The sequence below is a fragment of the Methylobacterium nodulans ORS 2060 genome (assembly GCF_000022085.1).
GTDB classification, from domain to species: Bacteria; Pseudomonadota; Alphaproteobacteria; order Rhizobiales; family Beijerinckiaceae; genus Methylobacterium; species Methylobacterium nodulans.
Window position 1 is genome coordinate 1,703,825 of the sequence record NC_011894.1, and the last position, 20,493, is coordinate 1,724,317.

20 protein-coding genes are annotated in these 20,493 nt (G+C 71.7%); 15 read left to right on the forward strand and 5 right to left on the reverse strand.

Features of this window, described 5'->3' with window-relative positions; genetic code table 11:
- Window positions 1-8: 8 nt before the first annotated feature.
- From MNOD_RS07755 to MNOD_RS07765, 3 genes are all read right to left on the reverse strand, one after another.
- A complete protein-coding gene (locus MNOD_RS07755; protein ID WP_043748278.1) occupies window positions 9-2,201 on the reverse strand; it encodes a primosomal protein N' in 2,193 nt (730 codons plus the stop codon).
- A 68-nt stretch (window positions 2,202-2,269) separates the two neighbouring features.
- Window positions 2,270-2,614: a DUF2293 domain-containing protein gene (locus tag MNOD_RS07760; RefSeq protein ID WP_015928300.1), complete on the reverse strand. Its 345-nt coding sequence runs from the start codon at window positions 2,612-2,614 to the stop codon at window positions 2,270-2,272.
- Window positions 2,615-3,084: 470 nt separating this feature from the next.
- Window positions 3,085-3,705: a cysteine hydrolase family protein gene (locus tag MNOD_RS07765; RefSeq protein ID WP_015928301.1), complete on the reverse strand. Its 621-nt coding sequence runs from the start codon at window positions 3,703-3,705 to the stop codon at window positions 3,085-3,087.
- A gap of 104 nt (window positions 3,706-3,809) precedes the next feature.
- On the opposite strand from MNOD_RS07765, the gene MNOD_RS07770 reads away from it, so the two are divergent.
- Window positions 3,810-4,706, forward strand: a complete 897-nt coding sequence (locus tag MNOD_RS07770) for a LysR family transcriptional regulator (RefSeq protein WP_015928302.1) — start codon at window positions 3,810-3,812, stop codon at window positions 4,704-4,706.
- A 148-nt stretch (window positions 4,707-4,854) separates the two neighbouring features.
- Here the strand turns inward: MNOD_RS07770 and MNOD_RS07775 are convergent, their stop codons facing one another.
- Window positions 4,855-5,835, reverse strand: coding sequence for an IS110-like element ISMno29 family transposase (locus tag MNOD_RS07775; RefSeq protein WP_012631021.1), 981 nt, complete (start codon window positions 5,833-5,835; stop codon window positions 4,855-4,857).
- A gap of 339 nt (window positions 5,836-6,174) precedes the next feature.
- Between MNOD_RS07775 and MNOD_RS07780 the strand changes: the two genes are divergently transcribed.
- The 6 genes from MNOD_RS07780 to MNOD_RS07805 all read left to right on the forward strand — a co-directional run bounded on the left by MNOD_RS07780 (window position 6,175) and on the right by MNOD_RS07805 (window position 12,033).
- Window positions 6,175-6,450, forward strand: coding sequence for a hypothetical protein (locus tag MNOD_RS07780; protein ID WP_015928303.1), 276 nt, complete (start codon window positions 6,175-6,177; stop codon window positions 6,448-6,450).
- A 10-nt stretch (window positions 6,451-6,460) separates the two neighbouring features.
- Window positions 6,461-7,414 carry an ABC transporter ATP-binding protein gene (locus MNOD_RS07785; protein ID WP_015928304.1) on the forward strand — a complete coding sequence of 318 codons (954 nt, stop codon included), beginning with the start codon at window positions 6,461-6,463 and terminating at the stop codon, window positions 7,412-7,414.
- Between the two features lie 84 nt (window positions 7,415-7,498).
- Window positions 7,499-8,335, forward strand: coding sequence for a tryptophan synthase subunit alpha (trpA, locus tag MNOD_RS07790; RefSeq protein WP_015928305.1), 837 nt, complete (start codon window positions 7,499-7,501; stop codon window positions 8,333-8,335).
- A 13-nt stretch (window positions 8,336-8,348) separates the two neighbouring features.
- Complete coding sequence (accD, locus tag MNOD_RS07795; RefSeq protein ID WP_015928306.1) at window positions 8,349-9,254, forward strand: acetyl-CoA carboxylase, carboxyltransferase subunit beta; 906 nt, start codon at window positions 8,349-8,351, stop codon at window positions 9,252-9,254.
- A 385-nt stretch (window positions 9,255-9,639) separates the two neighbouring features.
- Window positions 9,640-10,965, forward strand: a complete 1,326-nt coding sequence (locus MNOD_RS07800; RefSeq protein ID WP_015928307.1) for a bifunctional folylpolyglutamate synthase/dihydrofolate synthase — start codon at window positions 9,640-9,642, stop codon at window positions 10,963-10,965.
- Window positions 10,966-11,175: 210 nt separating this feature from the next.
- The gene (locus tag MNOD_RS07805) at window positions 11,176-12,033 is read left to right on the forward strand and encodes an outer membrane protein (RefSeq protein ID WP_015928308.1); all 858 of its coding nucleotides are present in this window, start codon (window positions 11,176-11,178) and stop codon (window positions 12,031-12,033) included.
- A gap of 262 nt (window positions 12,034-12,295) precedes the next feature.
- On the opposite strand, the gene trxA is transcribed toward MNOD_RS07805, so the two are convergent.
- Window positions 12,296-12,619, reverse strand: a complete 324-nt coding sequence (trxA, locus tag MNOD_RS07810) for a thioredoxin (protein WP_015928309.1) — start codon at window positions 12,617-12,619, stop codon at window positions 12,296-12,298.
- Between the two features lie 392 nt (window positions 12,620-13,011).
- Between trxA and MNOD_RS07815 the strand changes: the two genes are divergently transcribed.
- From MNOD_RS07815 to MNOD_RS07855, 8 genes are all read left to right on the forward strand, one after another.
- A complete protein-coding gene (locus MNOD_RS07815) occupies window positions 13,012-14,628 on the forward strand; it encodes an ATP-binding protein (protein WP_015928311.1) in 1,617 nt (538 codons plus the stop codon).
- A 436-nt stretch (window positions 14,629-15,064) separates the two neighbouring features.
- Window positions 15,065-15,682 (forward strand): hypothetical protein, encoded by a 618-nt coding sequence (locus tag MNOD_RS07825; protein ID WP_015928313.1) that lies wholly within the window; start codon window positions 15,065-15,067, stop codon window positions 15,680-15,682.
- Window positions 15,675-16,037 (forward strand): winged helix-turn-helix domain-containing protein, encoded by a 363-nt coding sequence (locus MNOD_RS07830; protein WP_015928314.1) that lies wholly within the window; start codon window positions 15,675-15,677, stop codon window positions 16,035-16,037. The genes MNOD_RS07825 and MNOD_RS07830 overlap by 8 nt, the downstream gene beginning before the upstream one ends.
- Window positions 16,038-16,099: 62 nt before the next feature.
- On the forward strand, window positions 16,100-16,801 hold the full coding sequence (locus tag MNOD_RS07835) for a di-trans,poly-cis-decaprenylcistransferase (protein ID WP_015928315.1): 702 nt from the start codon (window positions 16,100-16,102) through the stop codon (window positions 16,799-16,801).
- 145 nt (window positions 16,802-16,946) lie between these two features.
- Window positions 16,947-17,840 (forward strand): IclR family transcriptional regulator, encoded by an 894-nt coding sequence (locus MNOD_RS07840; RefSeq protein WP_015928316.1) that lies wholly within the window; start codon window positions 16,947-16,949, stop codon window positions 17,838-17,840.
- Between the two features lie 274 nt (window positions 17,841-18,114).
- Window positions 18,115-19,284, forward strand: a complete 1,170-nt coding sequence (locus MNOD_RS07845) for an FAD-dependent monooxygenase (protein WP_244424685.1) — start codon at window positions 18,115-18,117, stop codon at window positions 19,282-19,284.
- A gap of 30 nt (window positions 19,285-19,314) precedes the next feature.
- On the forward strand, window positions 19,315-19,587 hold the full coding sequence (locus tag MNOD_RS07850; protein ID WP_015928318.1) for an acyl carrier protein: 273 nt from the start codon (window positions 19,315-19,317) through the stop codon (window positions 19,585-19,587).
- Window positions 19,588-19,715: 128 nt separating this feature from the next.
- Window positions 19,716-20,249 carry a gamma carbonic anhydrase family protein gene (locus MNOD_RS07855; protein WP_015928319.1) on the forward strand — a complete coding sequence of 178 codons (534 nt, stop codon included), beginning with the start codon at window positions 19,716-19,718 and terminating at the stop codon, window positions 20,247-20,249.
- The last annotated feature ends 244 nt before the right edge of the window (window positions 20,250-20,493 follow it).

Sequence of the window (20,493 nt, forward strand, 5' to 3'; positions counted from 1 at the left end):
GCGCGGGCTCACAGGAAGCTCTGCGGGTCGACGTCGATGCCGACCCGTACGCTGCCGCGGGGCTTCGGGCCGCGGGCGAGCCAGTCGCGCAGGTAGCTCTGGACATCGACCTCGCGCTCGGCCTTGACGAGCAGCCGGAAACGGTGGCGCCCGCGCACGAGGGCGAGCGGTGCCTCGGCGGGGCCGAGCACCATCACGCCCGGCGGCGGGTTGGCGACCTGCGCCAGCGCCCGGCCATGCGTCTCTGCCGCCTCCCGCTCGGCGGCCGAGACGATCAGCGCCGCGAGCCGCCCGAAGGGCGGCAGCCCCGCCAGCTCCCGGGCCGCAATCTCCTCCTCGTAGAAGCGCTCGGCGTCGCCCGAGATCAGGGCCGCGATCACCGGGTGCTCGGGCTGGTAGGTCTGGACGAGGGCGCGGCCGGGCTTCTCGCCGCGGCCGGCCCGGCCCGTGACCTGCTGCAGGAGCTGGAAGGTGCGCTCCGCCGCCCGCGGGTCGCCCGAGGCGAGCCCGATATCGGCGTCGAGGACGCCCACCAGCGTCAGATGCGGGAAGTTGTGGCCCTTGGCCACGAGCTGCGTGCCCACGACGATGTCGCAGCCGCCCTCCGCCACGGTCTGGAGCTCGGCCCGCAGACGCTCGGCCCCGCCCGGGAAGTCGCTGGAGAGCACGATCACGCGCCGGTCCGGGAAGGTCGCCGCCACCTCCTCGGCGATGCGCTCGACGCCCGGCCCGCAGGCCGTGAGATTGTCGAAGGTGCCGCAGGCCGCGCAAGCCTCCGGGCGCCGCTCGGCATGCCCGCAATGATGGCAGACGAGCGCCCGGCGGAAGCGGTGCTCCACGAGCCAGGTCGAGCAGTTCGGGCATTGGTAGCGGTGGCCGCAGGCCCGGCAGAGGGTGAGGGGCGCGTAGCCCCGCCGGTTGAGGAACAGGAGCGCCTGTTCGCCCCGCGCATTGGTCTCCGCGATGGCGGCACTCAGCGTCGGCGAGAGATAGCGGCCCCGGGGAATCGCCTCGCGGCGCATGTCGATGGGCTGGATCTCGGGCAGGCGCCGCCCGCCGAAGCGCTCGGGCAGCACCACCCGGCGGTAGCGGCCCCGGGCGGCGTTGACCCGTGTCTCGATCGAGGGCGTGGCCGAGGCCAGCACGGCCGCGGCGTTCTCCAGCTTCGCGCGGACCACCGCCATGTCGCGGGCATGGTAGCAGACGCCGTCCTCCTGCTTGTAGGCGGCCTCGTGCTCCTCGTCGACGACGATGAGGCCGAGCCGCCGGAAGGGCAGGAACAGGGCCGAGCGGGCGCCGACCACCACCGGGATCTCGCCCGCCGCCACGCCCGCGCGGATCCGCTCGCGCCGCCGCCCGCCGATACCCGAATGCCAAGCGGCGGGCCGCGCGCCGAAGCGGGCGGCGAAGCGGTCGAGGAATTGGGCGGTGAGCGCGATCTCGGGCATCAGCACGAGGGATTGCACGCCCCGGCGCACAGCCTCGGCGACGGCCTCGAAATAGACCTCGGTCTTGCCCGAGCCGGTGACGCCTTCGAGGAGCGTCACGCCGCCATCCCCGGCCGGGCCCCCGTCTCGCGGCGGCACGGTGAGCGTCGCCACGAGTGCGCGGGCGGCGTCCGCCTGCGGCTCCGAGAGCGTCGCGTGCGGGTGGTCGGGATCCGGCGGCTCGGCGACGCGCTCGGGGGCGAGCGCCACCGTCTCCAGGACGCCATCGTCGATCAGCCCGTCCACCACGCTCGCGCTGACGCCGGCCTCCAGGCCGAGCGCCCGCTTGCCCCGCACCGCCCCGTCCGCGGCCACCGCCAGCACCTTGGCGCGGGCCGGCGTCATCCGGCTCGGCGGCATCCCGGTCGCGCGGACCCCGATGCGGGCGACCTCCGTACGGGACCCCTCCTCGGGCAGCCGCAGGGCCATGGCGAGCGCCGAGCCCTTCGGGGCCAAGGTGTAGCGGGCGATCCAGTCCACGAGGCGCCGCAGCGGGGGCGGCATGCCCTCGTCGGCGATCTTGGCGGTGACCCGCCGCAGATTGCCGCCCGAGGCTCCCTCGCGCAGGGACCAGACCACGCCCACGGTCTCGCGGGGGCCGAGCGGGATCTGCACCACGTCGCCCTCGGCGAGGTCGAGCCCGGCCGGCACGGCGTAGCTGTAGGCCGTGTCGAGGGCGAGCGGGATCAGGACGTCGGCGATCGCGGCATTCATCGCGCGGGGCAGGGCTTTCGGAGAACGGAACCGGAATATAGGCGAGGCGGCGCCGATTCGCGCCGGGGTCAAGCTTCCTCGGCCTCCTCCCCGATGCGGCGCTTCACGCCCCACTCGCCGAGCACGGCATTGAGGTCGTCGAGGACGAAGTGGCGGGCGCTGTCCTGGTCGTAGCCCTCGTCGAGCAGCGCATCGTATTCCGTGAAGACGTGGCGGGCATACGCGACCATGCCGAGCCATGCCGCTGTCTCGGGTGCCGCGCCCCGCAATCCCGGGCTCGCGAGCGCCCGGTCGACGATGGCCTCCGCCTCGAATTCCGGCACGCGCGGCGCCAGGCGGCCCAGCGCCTCTTCGACCATCTCGCGGCGGGTGAGCCCCCGGTGCGGCGCGGGGCCGCTGCGGCGTGCGGTCATGCGGGGCTCCCCTGTGTGTGGGCCCCACCGTACCACATCATACCAACGGCCCAAGATGCTGACGCATCGGGTCGTTGACCCGTCTCGAATGTTCGGTGCCAAGCCAGAGGCTCTGTGCAAAGGCTTGGCGAAAATTCGAGAACGGAACCAACGGTCACTGGAAATGACCGTTGGGATCAGTTCTCCACCGGCTGCGCTGACCCTGACGGATGAAGCCGGCTGACCGACACTTCCTTCCGTGGCAGCTAACGCCGGCCCTCATGCTCTGAGGTGCAGGCGATCGAAGATCGCACAGGCGATCGAAGATCGCGCAGGCTACTCGAAGCACGCCCGAACGCTGGTCCGGAGCTTTGGTGGATGGGAGCACCGGTCCGGGGTGCGTGCCGGCTGATGCCGGCCAGAGGGCTGGCTTTCGCCGGCCACCTCAGCATGAGGAGCGGGGCGGCTTCCACGCAGGTCAGGTTCTATATTTAGTCCCGCAGGATGGCGGCTGTCGGCGCGACGACGGCCGAGCGGTCCGCGAGGCCGGCGAGCGCGGCGCGCTGGATCGCCGCGGCGGCGATGGGCGCCCCTCCCATCGGGTCGGGCAGGGCGCGGGTCGCCGTGGCATCGCCCGCCACCGTGACGCGCTGGCCGAGATCGAGCCCGGCCCGGGCGGTCGCGCTCACGCAATTGTGGGTCATGAAGCCGGCGAGCAGCAGGTGAGGGCGCGCCAGCGCCGCGAGGCGGGCTGCGAGGTCGGTGCCCGCGAAGGCGTTCGGGAGCGTCTTCTCCACGATCGGTTCTCCGGCGGCGGGCGCCGCCTCGGGCAGGATGGCGCCGCCGGGGGCGTTGCGATCGAACAGGCCGCCGGGCCGGCCGCGATGCGCGACGTGGATCACCGGCGCGCCCGCCTCCCGGACCGCCGCCAGGAGATCGCGCAGGCGGGCGAGCGCCGCGTCGAACCCGTCGAGCGGCAGGCCGCCGCCCCGGGCATACTCGGCCTGCGCGTCGATGACGACGAGGACGGACTCGGCCATCCGGGCAGGCGTCAGTGGCGCTCCCGCCAGCTGCAGGAGAGTTTTGGGTTCGGCAGTTCTGGGTTCGCTCATCGCCATCCTCCGGGGGAGGGCTGCGGGATCGCACGTGCACTCGCGCCGGACTAGCGGCAAAACTCGGGCTGAAAGCTGCATCAATGCAGCCCGCGGAGGACGCGATGGAGAGCTGGGACGCGTGGCAGACGCTGCTCGCGGTGGCGCGGACGGGGCGGCTTGCGGCGGCTGCGGACCAGCTCGGCATCGACCCGACCACTGCCGGGCGGCGGGTGCGGCGGCTGGAGGCGGATCTCGGCCGGCCGCTCCTCGTCCGCGCCGGCGGCGGGCTCGTCCCGACCCGGGCCTGCCTCGATCTGATGCCGCGGCTCGAGGCGGCCGAGCGGGCGCTGCGCGGCGTCGGCACCGGCCTCGCCGGGTCCGGCGAGGCGGGGCGGCCCGCCTGGCGCACGGTCCGGGTCACCGCGGTCGCTTTCCTCTGCGACCACCTGCTGGCGCCTGCCGTCCCGGCGCTCCTCGCCGGTCGGCCCGCCCTCGGGCTCGACCTGATCGCGGAGGACCGCAACCTCAGCCTCACCCGGCGCGAGGCCGACCTCGCCCTGCGGCTCGGCCCACCCGTGGCCGGCCGCGCCAGCGCGCGCGAGATCGGCCGGCTCGCCTACGGGGTCTATGCGGCCGCCGGGACGGCGGCACCGGACCGGCTGCCCTGGGCCGCCCTCGACGGGGCGCTCGGTCACCTGCCGGAGGTGCGCTACGCCGAGCGGGCGGCCGGCCGCGCCGGCCTGCGCCACCGGGCCGCGCGGCTCGAGACCCTCCTGCGCCTGACGCGGGCCGGCGGGGTGCGCGCCGTGCTGCCCGAGATCATGGCCGCGGGCGATCCGGCCCTGGTCCGCCTCGGGGCCGAGCCCGTGGTGATCCGCCCGGTCTTCCTGATCGGCCACCCGGAGGATGAGGCGGCGCCGCCCGTGCGCGCCGTGGCAGGCTGGATCGAGGCGCTGTTCGCCCGGATGCCGCCGGACCCTGCACCCGACCGGCGAAGCAATCCATCGGATCGGGTATGAGGCCGCGTCAGCTCACGCGAGGATGTCCGCCTGACGCGTCTGGAGGCGATCATCGATTGGCTCGCCCGGCCTCCTGTTGCCCGCTCTCCCTTTCCCGGGCGCATTCCGCTGGCGCTGCAGTCGTCCGGGAAAGCATCTGTGTTTGGCGTCAAGCCTGTTGGGGCTGATTTGGCGTCCAGAGGCGGTCCTGAGCGATGAGGCTGTTGGCCAGCACGGCGAGCTTGCGGGCCACGGCGATGATGGCGCACTTTGGCTTCTTGCCGTTGGCGATCAGGCGTTCGTGGAAGGCTTTCAGGCCGGCGTTGTGGCGGGCGGCCGAGAGCGCCGCGAGGTAGAGGACGCGGCGCACGGGCGGGCGGCCGCCCCAGATGACCCGCACGCCCTGGCGCGCGCCGGAATCGTCGGCGACCGGCGCCAGGCCCGCCAGCAGGCCGATCTGCCGGCTGCTGCAGGTGCCCAGCTCGGCCAGGCTGGCCACCAGGGTGGCCGCGATCGTGTCCCCGATCGAGGGGATCGAGACCAGGATGGCATGCCGCCGGGCCAGTCCGGGATCGGCCGCGATGAGCCGGCGGATCTCGCCGGCAAGGGCCTCGATGTCCGCGGCGATCCTGGCCAGACGGTCCTGGAACTGGCGGATCAGGAACGGGCTTGCGGCCGCGGCCAGCTGGTTCTTGAGGGCGGTTTGTTCGGCCACGGCGCTGTCGCGGGCCGCGACCAGTTCCTGGAGCGCTTCGAGCGCGTCCGAGGCCGGCGGGCGCTGCGGGGGGGCCATCACCGCGGCAAACTGCGCCAGCACGCGGGCATCGAGCCGATCGGTCTTGGCCCAGATGCCTTGCGCCTTGGCGAACATGCGCACCCGAAACGGATCGACGACGGCGACCGGCAGGCCCGAGGCATGCAGGCTGCGGCGGGTCTGGCGGTGCCACTTGCCGGTGGCCTCGACCACGACCAGCCCCAGAGCAAAGCGCCCAAGCCAGCGCTTGAGCTGCCGGATGCCGACCTCGGTATTGGCGAACCGCTGGGCTTGGCCGGAGGGGAGGACGTGGACGTCGAGCCAGCTCTTGCTGACGTCGATCCCCACGCTAGACTTGCCCGCGGTCTCTTGTTTGGACACTTCCTTGCCTTGCATACGGGACTTGCTCCCCAGCATCTGTTCAGGACAAGAGCCAGAGGGCGGCCGGATCCTGCTTTCCCACGGTGCCAATCCTAGAGGGAGATCGATCCCGGCCGCCCGCGTCGCGGCCGGTGGCCACCGGCCGCGACGCACCTCACAGCTTGGTGCGCTGGTCGGCCCGTCAAACATGCAAGAGGGAGCGCGAAGGGGCGGAGAACCATCCGCCTGGGCAAGCCGACATCTGCATGGCCAAGCCATCACCGGATGTCGGATGACTGGCCGGGCACCGGTCATGCCGCTAGGATGGTCCGCCTGTACGATCCCGCCGCAGGCTCACCCTCGAAGACATCACCCATGCGCATTCTCATCGCCACGGCGTCCCTCGGCCTCGCGCTCCTGCCGGACCTCGCCCGCGCCCAGCAGCCGACGCCGACGAGCCCGCCCGGCCTCGCCCAGCCGGCCCCCGCAGCCGTGGGGCGGCGGCAGCCGCGGCCCGACACGGTGGGGCAGGGCGCGGCGGGGCAGAAGCTGCCGAACCCCGACGAGGCCGCCCGCAAGGCGGCGGCGCGGGACAAGGCCTGGGACGCCCGGATGAAGCGGACCCTCGGGTCGATCTGCACGGGCTGCTGACCCTTCGCGGATGATCCGCTTCGAGAGCGCGTGCAAGATCTATCCGGGTCAGGCACGGCCGGTCGTGGACGGCGTCGACCTCGCGGTTGAGGAAGGCACCACCTGCGTCCTCATCGGCCCGTCGGGCTGCGGCAAGTCGACCACCCTGCGGATGGTCAACCGCCTCGTGACTCCGACGTCGGGCCGCGTGCGCGTCGGCGGCGAGGATGTGGCCGGGCTCGACCCGATCGCCCTGCGCCGGCGCACCGGCTATGTGCTGCAGGGCATCGGGCTCTTTCCCCACCACAGCGTCGGGCAGAACGTCGCCACGGTCCCGGGGCTCCTCGGCTGGCCGCGCCGCCGCATCGCCGAGCGCGTCGATGCCATGCTCGACCTCGTCGGGCTCGATCCGGACAGCTTTCGGGCGCGGCGGCCGGATTCCCTCTCGGGCGGCCAGCGGCAGCGGGTCGGCGTCGCCCGGGCTCTCGCCGCCGACCCGCCGGTGCTGCTGATGGACGAGCCCTTCGGGGCGGTCGATCCGCTGGAGCGGGGACGCCTCCAGGGCGAGATCCGCGCCATCCTCCGGCGTCTCGGCAAGACGGTGCTGCTCGTCACCCACGACATCGACGAGGCCCTGCGCATGGGCGACCGGATCGCGCTGATGCGGGAGGGCCGCCTGGTCCAGGTCGACGCGCCCGAGCGCCTGCTCGCCCGGCCCGCCGACGCCTTCGCGGAGGCGTTCGTCGGCTCCGATCGCTGGCTGCGGCGGCTCGCCCTGATCCCGGCCGCTGCGGCGCGCGAGGTCGGCGCGGCCCCGGAGGCGCCGCGCCTGCCCGCCGGTGCCTCCCTCAAGGATGCGCTCGGCCTTCTCCTCGCGGCCGGCGCCGAGCGGGTCGCCCTGACGGACGAGGGCGTGGTGACGCTGGCCTCGCTGCGGGCGGCGGCTGCGGCCGATTCGGCCGGTGGCTTCACCTGCGCTCCCTGATGGTGTAGCGCGGCGGCACCCCCGCGCTGCGCCCGAGCGCGACGGAGTCGCTGCCCGCCGCTCCCGGAGGCCAGAGAGACCGCCATGACGACCCGCCTCGACGACACCTTCGCCCGCTGCCGCGCGGAGGGACGCGCCGCCCTCGTCACCTACGTGATGGCCGGCGACCCCGATCCCGAGACTTCGTTCGCGGTGCTGCGCGCCCTGCCGGCGGCCGGTGCCGACATCGTGGAGTTCGGGCTGCCCTTCACCGATCCGATGGCGGACGGCCCGGCGATCCAGGCGGCCGGCCTGCGGGCGCTCAAGGCCGGCCAGAGCGTGGCCAGGACCCTCGATCTGGTGCGCCGCTTCCGGGCCGAGGATCCGCGCACCCCGGTCATCCTGATGGGCTACTACAACCCCATCTACACGTATGGCGTGCCGCGCTTCCTCGCCGACGCCGTGGCGGCGGGAGTCGACGGCCTGATCGTGGTCGACCTGCCGCCCGAGGAGGACGACGAGCTCTGCCTGCCGGCTCGGCAAGCGGGCCTCGCCTTCATCCGGCTCGCCACGCCGACGACGGACGAGCGGCGCCTGCCGGCCGTCCTCGCGAACACCTCCGGTTTCGTCTATTATGTGTCGATCACCGGCATCACCGGGGCGGCGACGCCCGATTTCGGTGCGGTCGCGAGCGCGGTCGCCCGCATCCGGGCGCAGACGGCGCTGCCCGTGGTGGTCGGCTTCGGCGTGAAGACGGGCGAGCATGCTGCCGCGATCGCCCGGAACGCGGATGGCGTCGTGGTGGGCTCGGCCTTGGTGGACACGCTCGCCCGCTCCCTCGATCTCGAAGGCCGCGCCACCTCGGGCAGCGTCGCGGCGGTCTTGGCGCTGGTGCGCGACCTCGCGGCGGGCGTCCGTTCCGCCGCGGGCGGGGCGGCTTGAGCGGAGGTTCGCCATGAAGGTCGAGACGATGAACTGGATCTCGGAGGTCGTCCGACCCCGCATCAAGACGCTGTTCAAGCGCGAGACGCCCGAGAACCTCTGGGTGAAGTGCCCCGAGACCGGCCAGATGGTCTTCCACAAGGAGGTGGAAGCCAACGATTACGTGATACCGGGCTCCGAGCACCACCTGCGGATGACCGCCCAGCAGCGGCTGAAGATGATGTTCGACCAGGGCACCTGGCTCGACGTGCCGCTCCCCGAGGTGCCGGTCGATCCGCTGAAGTTCCGCGACGAGAAGCGCTACGTCGACCGCCTCAAGGACGCCCGGGCGAAGACCGGCATGATGGACGCCTTCAAGGTCGGGTTCGGCCGCGTCGGCGGCCTGCCGATGACGCTGGCCGTGCAGGATTTCGGCTTCATGGGCGGCTCGCTCGGCATGGCGGCGGGCGAGGCCTTCGTGCGCGGTGCCGAGACCGCCCTCGACAAGCGCACCCCCTACGTGCTGTTCGCGGCTTCGGGCGGCGCGCGGATGCAGGAGGGCATCCTCTCGCTGATGCAGATGCCCCGCACCACCGTGGCGGTGCGCCGGCTCAACCAAGCGCGCCTGCCCTACCTCGTGGTGATGACGAACCCGACGACCGGGGGCGTGACCGCCTCCTACGCGATGCTGGGCGACATCCATCTCGCCGAGCCCGGGGCGCTGATCGGCTTCGCGGGCCCTCGCGTCATCGAGCAGACCATCCGCGAGAAGCTGCCGGACGGCTTCCAGCGCTCCGAGTATCTGCGCGAGCACGGCATGATCGACCAGGTCGTGCATCGCCGGGACCTGAAGGCGACGATCGCGCGGCTCTGCGGCCTGCTGATGCAGGCGCCGGCGGCCGAGCCGGCGGAAGAGGAGGCCGAACCGCTGCCGGCGTGAGCCTGCGACGCGGCCGACGGCATGCCCGCCAGAAGCAGGTGTCGCCCTGCATCCTCGGTCGTCGAGCCGGGACAGCCCACCGGGGCGGCTGTCGTCGCCTGTCCGGAGGGCGTCGTCGCGCCGGCGCTCGCGGCACCGGATCGCGCCTGCTCCTCGGCGTTCCGCGTGACCTCAAGTCGGGCTTGCTGGAACTCCGCAAGTCTGGTCCCTTCAACAGCGTGATCGCCGCGCAGACCTTGATCGGGAACCTCGCCGTCGAACCGGTCGTGGCGGGCCGGGACGATCTGGCCTTGCGCACGAGGAATCCTCGTCCCGGAAGGGGGGAGGGGGCCCGTGCCGAGCAGCCCGCCATTCAGGACCCGACCCCCAAGCACGAGACCGTCCGATGGAGTCCTCCGACGCGCTGATGGCGCGCTTCCTGGCCCTGCATCCGCGCACGATCGACCTGTCGCTCGGGCGCATCGAGCGCCTGCTCGCGGCGCTCGGCCATCCCGAGCGGCGGCTGCCGCCGGTCATCCACGTGGCGGGCACGAACGGCAAGGGATCGACCATCGCCACCATGCGGGCGATCCTGGAGGCGGGCGGCCTCTCGGCCCATGTCTACACCTCGCCCCACCTCGTGCGCTTCCACGAGCGCATCCGGCTCGGCCGGGTCGGGGGCGGGCGCTTCGTCGGCGAGGATCGCCTCGCCGATGCCTTCGCGCGCTGCGAGGCGGCCAATGCCGGCGAACCCATCACGGTGTTCGAGATCACCACCGCCGCCGCGCTCCTGCTCTTCGCCGAGAGCCCTGCGGACGTGCTGCTGCTGGAGGTGGGGCTCGGCGGGCGGGTCGACGCGACGAACGTGATCGACCAGCCGGCCGCCGCCGTGGTGACGCCGATCGGCCGCGACCACGCCGAGTATCTCGGCGACACCCTCGAGGCGGTGGCGATCGAGAAGGCCGGGATCTTCAAGCGCGGCTGCCCGGCGGTGATCGCGCCCCAGGACTACCCGGAGGCCGACCGGGTGCTCTGCGCCCGCGCCGAGGCGGTGCGGGCGGCGCCGATTCTGGTCGGCAACCAGGATTTCTCCGTGCACGAGGAGCGCGGCCGGCTCGTCTACCAGGACGAGGAAGGGCTCCTCGACCTGCCGCGGCCGCGACTCGCCGGGCGCCACCAGATCGTCAATGCGGGCACCGCCATCGCGGCCCTGCGGGCGGCCGGATTCGCCGATCTCGGCACGACCGCCTTCGAGGTCGGGCTGACCCAGGTCGACTGGCCGGGTCGCCTGCAGCGCCTCAGCCGGGGGCGCCTGCCCGGGCTGATGCCCGTGGGCAGCGAACTCTGGCTCGACGGCGGCCACAACGTGGATGGCGGGCGAATCCTGGCCGCCGCCATGGCGGACCTGCAGGAGCGGGGCGATGCGCCCCTCGTCCTCGTGACCGGCCTTCTCGGGACCAAGGACGCCGAGGGTTTCCTGCGCAACTTCGTCGGCCTCGCGCGCTCGGTCGTGGCAGTGCCGATCAGCGGCCAACTCGCGGCCCGCCCGGCCGACGAGGTCGCGGCCATCGCCGCCGCGGTCGGCCTGCCCGCCGAGACGGCGCCCAGCGTGGAAGCCGCCCTCGTCGCCCTTCAGGACCGGGTCTGGGAGCGCCCGCCCCGGGTGCTGATCTGCGGCTCGCTCTACCTCGCGGGGGCGGTCCTGACCGCCAATGGCACGCCGCCAGTGTGAGAAACGGGCCCGCGCAACCCAGGGTCTAGAAAACTAACCATTTGATGCGGAAAGGCTTTGTGGTGCCCCCTGGGCGCGCGCAAGTGTGGTTCGTCGCCCGCCGATCCTCGAGGTTGTGGCTTTCGGGAGATGCTGTGGCGCATGTGCTACATCGGGCCCCGCCGAAATGGTCTAGCTTGGCGTCGATCGGGGAACCTGCTGGGGACCATCATGAAAAAGCTTCTGAGTGCGTTTGCTGCCTTTACTGCTCTGACGGCTGCTGCTTCGGCTGCCGACCTGCCGCGCCGCGTCGCTCCGCCGCCGGTGATCGCGCCGGTGCCGGTCTTCACCTGGACCGGGTTCTACGCCGGTTTCAACGCCGGCTACGGCTTCGACGTGAGCAGCAACAACGGCCCAACGGTGCTCGGCGTCGGCCCGGCCACCGGCCTCGTCTTTGCCCCGACGGTGATCGCCTTCCGGAACCAGAACAACCTCGACGGCTTCGTCGGCGGCGGTCAGGTCGGCTACAACTACCAGTTCACGCCGGGCGCAGGCTTCGTGATCGGTCTTGAGGCGGACGCCCAGTTCGCTGATTTCGGACGCAACCGCAACCGCTTCATCGCCACCGGCCCGATCGCCGCCCAGACGGTGTTCAACCCGGCCGGCATCGCCGGTCTCGACTGGTTCGGCACGGTGCGCGGCCGGCTCGGCTACGCCGTTGATCGCGTGCTGTTCTACGGCACCGGCGGTTTCGCCTATGGCGGCGGTGGCGGCCGCGACTTCGGCCTGCCCAACGACGACGACTTCCAGACCGGCTGGACCGCCGGTGGTGGCGTCGAGTACGCCCTGCCCACCGACTCGTTCCTGAACTTCTTCCGGTCGAACGCGGTGACGGTGAAGGTCGAAGGTCTGTACGTGAACCTGGACCGTGGCCGGCGCTTCAACGGCGCCTTCGCGGTGAACAACGCCGGCGCCATCATCACGACGGCGAGCCCGGGCGTGGTCGTGGTGAACGCCGGTCAGTTCCGCCGCGACACCGAGTTCGCGGTGGTCCGCGCCGGCCTGAACTACAAGTTCGGCACTTGGTAGGATCCTGGCGACTGCCAGAAACGGGAAAGCCCGGCCGCAAGGCCGGGCTTTTCTGCTTTTCGACGGCCGCGTTCCCTAAAAGCCGCCTAAATAGAAACTGACCTACATGGAAGCCGCCCCGCTCTCAGATGAGGGCCGGTGGGGCTGCCATCGGGGGGCCTTGCGGCCGGGTTCATCCGTCAGGGTCGGCAAAAGCCGGTGGCGAACTCATAAAAAAGCCCGGCACTAGGCCGGGCTTCAGCGGAGCATCACGGCACCGCGGTCAGGCGCTCGTGGACTGGATCCAGCGCGAAAGGTCGCCCTTCGGCGCGGCCCCGACCTTCTGGCTGGCGAGCTTGCCGTCCTTGAAGATCATCAGGGTCGGAATCGAGCGGATCCCGTACTCCGAGGCGATGCCGGGATTCTCGTCCACGTTGACCTTGGCGATCTTCACGCGGCCCTGCATCTCGCTCGAGATCTCTTCCAGCGCCGGGCCGATCGCCCGACAGGGGCCGCACCACTCGGCCCAGAAATCGACGACGACGGGCTCGGAAGCCTCCAGGACGTCCTGCTTGAAGCTCGCGTCGGTCACCTTCACGGTTGCCATCGCAAAACCCTTTCTCTCCGGGACGCGGCAGACCCGGCCTCATCCCGCGTGAGCGCAACGTAGGAAGCCGCGAGAGCCCGATCAAGCGCGCACGGCCGCGCTTGCGCAAGGGGGCAGTGCGCCGCCACACACGGCATGTCAGGGCCCGCCACGCGTTCCGCCGCTGCAGTCGCGAGAGGCCCGCAGGGCGGGGATGTCTTGGCGCCGTCGCCGGAACGGGCCGGGCCATCAATCATGGAATGAATTGACGGTAAGACCTGCAACCAACACGCTCTGGTTGATTTCCTGCGAGGATTCGTCGAGGTTCGGGCTGCGGCCGCTGCCCGTGTCGTCCGAACAGAGCATGCCGGTCGCGACCTGCCCCGTCCGGCATGGTCGCCGGAGAGACCGCAATGGTGGGCATTCTCGGGGAGCTGTCCGACGCCGGCAGCTCGTCTCCGGGCGGGACTGGCCTTCTCCCGCGTCTGGAGCTGATCTGGACGCAGGGGGCCGCCGACGCGGTCATCGGATTGTCCTGCGCCGCGATGGGTGTCGCGATCGCAATCGTCCTGGTGCGGCGCCGGGATCTGCCGTTCCGCGGCATTCTCTGGGCCTTCGCCGCCTTCATCCTGGGATGCGGGGCGACGCATGGGCTGGCCGGCTGGGCCCTGTGGGCGTCCCGGGACGGGCTTGAGGCGGATGTCAGGCTGGCGACCGCGCTCGCCGCGGTCGCCGCCGCCGTGGCGCTCTGGCGGGGCCTGCCCGCGGCGCTCGCGCTGCCCTCGCCGGGCGCTCTGCAGCAGGTCAGGCGGGAGCTGGGCGCCCGCATCCGCGAGCGCGACGCGGCCGAGAGGGCGAGCGCCGCCAAGAGCGCGTTCCTCGCCCGGGTCAGCCACGAGATCCGCAGCCCGCTCAACAGCATCCTCGGCTACACGGACCTGCTTCTCGGCGAGGCGAATCGCACCGCCGAGGAACGCCGCAAGCTCACCATCATCCAGGTCTCCGGATCCTCGCTTCTCGCGGTCGTGGACGACATCGTCGACTTCTCGCGAATCACCGCGGGCGAGGCCGCCCTGCGCTCCGAGCCCTTCGGCCTGCACGACCTCGTCGACACCACGCTCGCCATGGTCCGGCCTGCCGCCGAGAGCAAGGGGCTGCTTCTCTCCGTCGAGATCGCGCCCGACCTGCCGCGCCACCTGCGCGGCGACGAGGACCGGATCCGGCAGATCCTCCTCAACCTGCTCACCAACGCGATCAAGTTCACCGCGGCGGGATCGGTCTCGCTGACGCTGCGCCGCGAAGAGGTGGTGAGCGGCCGGGCTCGCATCACCGTCGCGGTCAAGGACACGGGCGCCGGCATCCCGCCCGACCGGCAGGCGACGCTGTTCCGGGGCGCCGACCCAGGCGAGGATGCGCATGTCCCCCGGATCGGCGGGTCGGGCCTGGGCCTGGTGATCTGCCGCAAGCTCGTCGCGCTCATGGGGGGCGAGATCGGCTTCGAGAGCCACGAGGGCTACGGCTCGACCTTCTGGATCCGCCTCGACCTCGATCCGGTCGCCGCGCCGCCCGAGCTGCCGCCGCCTCGCCCGGAGCCGGACGAGATCCTCCCGGCCCCCCGCATCCTCCTCGTGGAGGACATTCCGGCGAACCAGGAGCTCGTGCGCCTGCTCCTGGAGGAGGAGGGTTACGCCGTCGATACCGCCTCGAACGGCGTCGAGGCCGTGGCGATGATCCGTTCGGCGCCCTACCGCCTCGTCCTGATGGACGTGCAGATGCCGACGATGGACGGCCTGACCGCGACCCGCAGGATCCGGGAGATGGGAGGGCCCTCCGGGCGCATCCCGATCGTCGCCATGACCGGCAACATCCTGCCCCATCACCTGGAGGCCTGCCGTGAGGCGGGCATGGACGACGTGATCGCCAAGCCCTTCAAACGGGCCGATCTCGCGGCCGTGATCGCCCACTGGACCCTGATCGAGGGCGACCGGCCGCGGCGGCCCGCCCGGGACGTCCTGTCTTCCCCGGCCTGACGCGCGGCGCCCCGGCTCGTCCTGCGGCGTCCGCGGGACAGCCTCGCAATGCGGATTCCAGCTTCTCCCAAGCGGGGCGCGGAGCCCTGTTCCCGCCGCGCGAGCGCGGATCATCCGTTCGAGCGCAGCCGGACGAGGCTGGACAAGATTGTCTGGCTGAGTAGCATTGGGTCCGCTTCAAAAGCGAAACTCTGACCAGCCCCGCCGCGCCCCCGCCGGCGGGGCTTTTTCTGGCCGGCGGAGAGCCGGTGCCGGAGAAACATCGTCCGCGTCTCCTGGACTTGCTTCAGGGCGCGCCGCCTCGGCTCGGGAATCGGCTGCGGCGCGGCGTCACCTATGCAGTCCTTCCCCCTTGCGCCGGCCGCGATTCCCTGCTTACTTTGCATCGTAAAGTTCGTCGCGTCCTCGACGAACCCGACGGGGGCTCCACCGCGCGATGCCGCTCCACGACCGGGACCTTGACCGGGCGCTCGCCGATATCGTGGCGATTCGCAGCCAGATCGCCCGCGACACCCATTTCCGCGGGCTCGGCCCGGCGACGATCGCGGCGACCGGCGGGCTCGCCCTCGCGGCCGCTGCCCTCCAGGCGGTCTGGTTCGCGCAGGGCACGGCGCTGGACTATTTCGTGTTCTGGATTGCCGTGGCGGCGCTCGCGGTGGCGCTGATCGGCGTCGAGGCGGTGACGCGCTCGCGGCGGCTGCATTCGGGGCTCGCCGACGCGATGATCGTCTCGGCGGTGGAGCAGTTCCTGCCCTCGCTCGCGGCCGGCGCCCTCGTGGCCCTGGTGCTCGCCCGCGTGACGCCCGACAGCCTCTGGCTGCTCCCGGGCCTCTGGCAGGTCTTCGTGAGCCTCGGGCTGTTCGCGGCGACGCGCACGCTGCCCCGTGCCGTGCAGCTCGCGGGGGCATGGTACCTGCTCGCGGGCCTGGCCGAGATTGCGCTCGCGGCCGAAACCCGGACCCTGTCGCCCTGGGCGATGGGCCTGCCCTTCGGCATCGGGCAGGTGCTGCTCGCCCTCATCCTCCATCTTTCCTGCCGGGACACCGATGTCTGAGCCGAGCGGACGCTTCTCCTACGAGGGCCTCGACCGGGTGATCCACGAGCGGGCGCGCCTGAGCGTGCTCACCTCGCTCGTCACCCACCCGGACGGCCTCCTGTTCGGCGATCTGAAGCAGCTCTGCGGCCTGACCGACGGCAATCTCAGCCGGCACCTGCAGGTGCTGCAGGAGGCGGGCTTCGTCGAGGTCCGGAAGGGCTTCACCCAGAACCGCCCGCAGACGGTCTGCCGCCTGACCCCGAACGGCCGCCGCCGCTTCCTCGACTATCTCACGGTCCTCGAACAGGTGGTGCGCGACGCCGCCCAGGCCGTGGACGAGGCGCCGGCAGCCTACGGCTCCCTGCGGCCGTAAAGCCATCGCTCACCCTTTGGCGTGACCCTCGACCGGAGGGCAATCCGCCCGGAGACTTTGTCATGCAAAGTTCTTGCGATCACCGAAGCGGCCTGCACGTCGCCGCGATCATGGACGGGAACGGGCGCTGGGCCACGGCCCGGGGCCTGCCCCGCACGGCCGGGCACCGGGCGGGCGTCGAGGCGATCCGCCGGGTGGCGGAGGCGGCGCCCGACCTCGGCATCGGCACGCTGACCCTCTTCGCCTTCTCGTCCGACAACTGGCGCCGTCCGCCCGCGGAGGTGGCCGGGTTGATGAGCCTGCTGCGCCGCTACCTGCGCCACGAGACCGGGCGGCTCGCCCGCACGGGCACCCGCCTCACGGTGATCGGCCGCCGCGACCGGCTGCCCGCGGGGCTTCCCGATGCGCTGGCGCGGGCCGAGGCGGAGACGGAAGGGGGCGAGCGGCTGCACCTGCGCATCGCGGTCGACTATTCGGCCCGCGACGCCATCCTGGCGGCAGCGGCGGCGGGGATCCCCGAGAGCCGCGAGGCTTTCGGCCGGCTTCTGTCCGGCGGGGTGCCGGACGTGGACCTGCTGATCCGCTCCGGCGGGGAGAAGCGGCTCTCCGACTTCCTGCTCTGGGAATGCGCCTACGCCGAACTCCACTTCAGCGACAGGATGTGGCCGGATTTCGGCCCGGACGACCTCGCGGGGGCGCTCCGCGACTTTGCCGGGCGCGAGCGGCGCTTCGGGGGATTGGGGTCGGTGCCGGCGGCGGCGTGAGCGGCGGGTCCGGCGCCGGGGACGAAGCGCCGTTCCGTCGCCAAGGGAATCCGAACCGGCTTCGACAGTCGGCCTGCCTTCCTCACAGCAGCGGAGCGTTCGGGTATCCTGTGCGGAGCCACTCCCGCCTGGACTGCCAACGGACATGGACGACATCGGCGCTACGACACAGCCGAAAGCCAAGCGATCGCGCCCCCACGGCAGCCCGGCGCGGGCCGGGGAGCGTGCGGACGCGCAACGCCGGGGCATCCAGTCGATGGAGACCGGGCTGCACCTGCTCGCCTCCCTGGCGGCCTGCGGTGGACCGGTGCCGCTCTCGGCCGTGGCGCAGCGCGCCGGTGTATCGCCGAGCCAAGCGCACCGGTACCTCAGCAGCCTCATGGCCGCCGGCATGGCGAAACAGGATCCCGGTACCGGATTCTACGACCTCGATGCGGGGGCCATCCGCCTCGGCCTCGCGGCCCTGGCGCGGATCGACGTCTTCGCCCGCGCGGACGTCACCTTCATGGACTTCGCGCGGGCGACGGGCCGGACCTGCCTCCTCGCCGTCTGGGGTGATGCAGGCGCCACGGTGGTGCGCTGGTATCCGGGGACCCCGCCGGTCATCACCTCGCTCGCAATCGGGTCCGTCATGCCCCTGCTGCGTTCGGCCACCGGACGGGTCTTTCTCGCCTTCGGCGACCGTGAGGCCATGGATGCCGAAGCGCGACGGGCCCGGGAGGCCGACCGGGCCGATGCCCCTATCGACCTCGAGGCGATCCGGCGGGAGGTGCGCGCGGCGGGTGGTGCGCAGGTCGACAACACGCTCATTCCGGGCCTGCGCGCCGCTGCGGCGCCGGTCTTCGACCTGCAGGGCCGGCTGGCCGTCGTGGCGACCGCGATGGCCTCATCCGCATTCGATCCGACGGGCGACGCCGCGGCTGTCGCCGCGCTTCACGCCGCCTGCCGCGACGTGACTGAAGCGATCGGTGGCCGCTGGCCCGGCGCAGTCTCTGCCGGCAGCGAAGGTCGGACGCCGCAGGCGCAGCCTCGACCATAGGCTTGGAGGTCGGGCGCCCATTGCGCGGCTCGTCTCGGAAGGAATCAACCGGAAGCCGTATCTCGGAGCGCTGATGCCGGCGGTCCGGTGTCGCGTGCGCGCATCGGCATCGTTCCTCAAGGTGCAATGCGTTGCATATTGACGAACAGGTTTCTCGTTGCTAAATGGGCAATCAATTCCTCATTATGCAACGAGGAAATCGGAGGATCGCATGACGGCAGGCATGGGCATCCACGGATTGCGGATCGCCATCATCGGGGCTGGGATCGGAGGTTTGACGCTCGCGCTCGCGCTGCGGCAGCGCGGCATGACGGCGGCGGTCTACGAGCAGGCCCCCGAACTGACCGAGATCGGCGCCGCAGTGGCCCTCTCCGCCAACGCGACCCGCGAGCTGCGGCGGCTTGGCGTCCTCGACGGCGTCACCGCTGCCTCGACGGAACCCAGCGCCCTGATCTACCGCAGCTGGCAGGACGGCCGATCGATCGCGGCTTTCCCCGTGCATGACGGCCTCGCCTATCAGACTCGATTCGGCGCGCCCTATTGCGGCATTCACCGCGCCGACCTTCAGCATGTCCTCGCGGGCGCACTCGGCGGCTCGGGGCTGCAGCTCGGGCATCGGCTGGTCGACCTCGCCGAAAGCGGCGACGGCATCCGGCTCGAATTCGCCAACGGCCAGTCGGCGCAGGCGGATCTGGTGATCGGGGCGGACGGGGTCCGCTCCGTGGTCCGCCGATACGTCACGGGCGGCGAAGACGCGGTCTATTCCGGCACCAGCGCCTTTCGGGGCATCGTTCCGTTAAGCCGGTTGCCCTCGCTGCCCGACCCTCAGGCCATCCAGTTCTGGATGGGGCCGGACGCCCACCTCCTGCACTACGCGATCGGGGGAGGGGGGCAGGACGTCAACTTCTTCGCGGTCGTCGAAGGCCCGAAGGCGTGGTCGCACACGGGCTGGCAGGCCCCGGTCGGGCACGGCGAAGCGCTCGCCGCCTTCAAGGGCTGGCACCCCGCCGTGACCGAGATGATCGGCGCCGTCGAGCACACGGTGCGGTGGGGCCTGTTCACGGTGCGCCCGTTGCTTCACTGGTTCCGAGGCCGCGCGGTTCTTTTGGGCGATGCCGCCCATGCGATGCTGCCGCATCACGGCCAGGGGGCGAATACGACGATCGAGGATGCGATCACCCTGGCCGAGCTGCTCGCCACCGCCAGCCCCGGCCGGCTCGAAACCTCGCTCGGCCGCTACCAGGCGATGCGACGGGCGCGCACCCGCAAGATCCAGCGCAGCTCGCGGGTGACGAACGACCTGCTGCACCTGCAGGACGGCCCCGCGCTGGCCGATCGCGACCGGCGCGTATCCAGGTTCCCCGAGGATTTCGGCTGGATCCACGCCTTCGATGCGCTGGGCTCCGTAACCGGGTCCGCGCCCATTTCTCGGCCGGCCGCGTGAAGCTAGGGACCGATGCGGGAGGATGGAGACATGCAGCAGAACGCCATTGAGGCGACCCTGATCCGGATCCTCGAGGAGGTTGCCGGGGTCGACCGGGCGGCGATCTCTCGGGACAGGCGCCTCCGAGAGGAGTTGGGCGTCGATTCGCTTTCGCTGGTCGACGTCGCCGTTGCGGCGGAGGATGCGCTCGGTCTGGCGCTTCCGGACGAGGAGCTGGAGCGTGCCCGAACGGTCGGGGACGTCATCGACTTCATTCGGCGCGCAACGGCGTCCGCCGAGATCGTGTCGCCGCGCCCGTCATAGCGGCGACGCTCCACCGCGTTCAGAGCGCAAGCGCTCGGGGAGAGCCCCGGGCGTCGGCAGATCCCGAGTCGGCCACGCAGGAGAACCGCGCTATGGAGGAGGCCGGACGTCCCTCACGTGAGTTGACCATGCCGCTCTATGCCCTCGACGACCACCGTCCCCGTCTGGCCGACCCCGCCCGGTTCTGGATCGCCCCCGACGCCCATGTGATCGGGCAGGTCGAGATCGGGCTCGACGTCAACATCTGGTTCACGGCCGTGCTGCGGGGCGACAACGAGCCGATCCGGCTCGGCGCGCGCACCAACATCCAGGACGGGGCGATGCTCCACACGGATCCGGGCTTCCCGCTCGATCTCGGGGAGGACGTGACCATCGGCCACCACGCCATCGTGCATGGCTGCACGGTCGGGGCGAACTCGCTCGTCGGGATGGGGGCGACCCTGCTCAACGGTGCCAGGATCGGCCGCAACTGCCTCGTCGGCGCGAACGCGCTCGTGACGGAGGGCAAGGAATTTCCCGATAACAGCCTGATCGTCGGCGCCCCCGCCAAGGCGGTGCGCAGCCTCGACGACAAGGCCGTGGAGGGCTTGCGGATCGCGGCGCAGCGCTACGTCGCCAATGCCCGCCGCTTCGCCGCGGGGCTCAAGCGGGTCGACCCGTAGGATCGACCCGCAGCGTCAATCCGGTGCGCGATCCGGGCTACGAGCGCCTGCTGCCGCGCATGCTCACGCATCGGGCCGTGGAGTTCATCCCGAATGTTCGGTGCCAAGCCAGAGGCTTTGTGGAGGCTTGGCGGAAATCCAAGAACGGAACCAGCGGTCATTTTCAAGGCCCGCTGGTACGATACGGGTTCAGGTTGATCTGTTCCGAGACGAGGATGCGCGGGATCCCCGTCTACGACTCGAT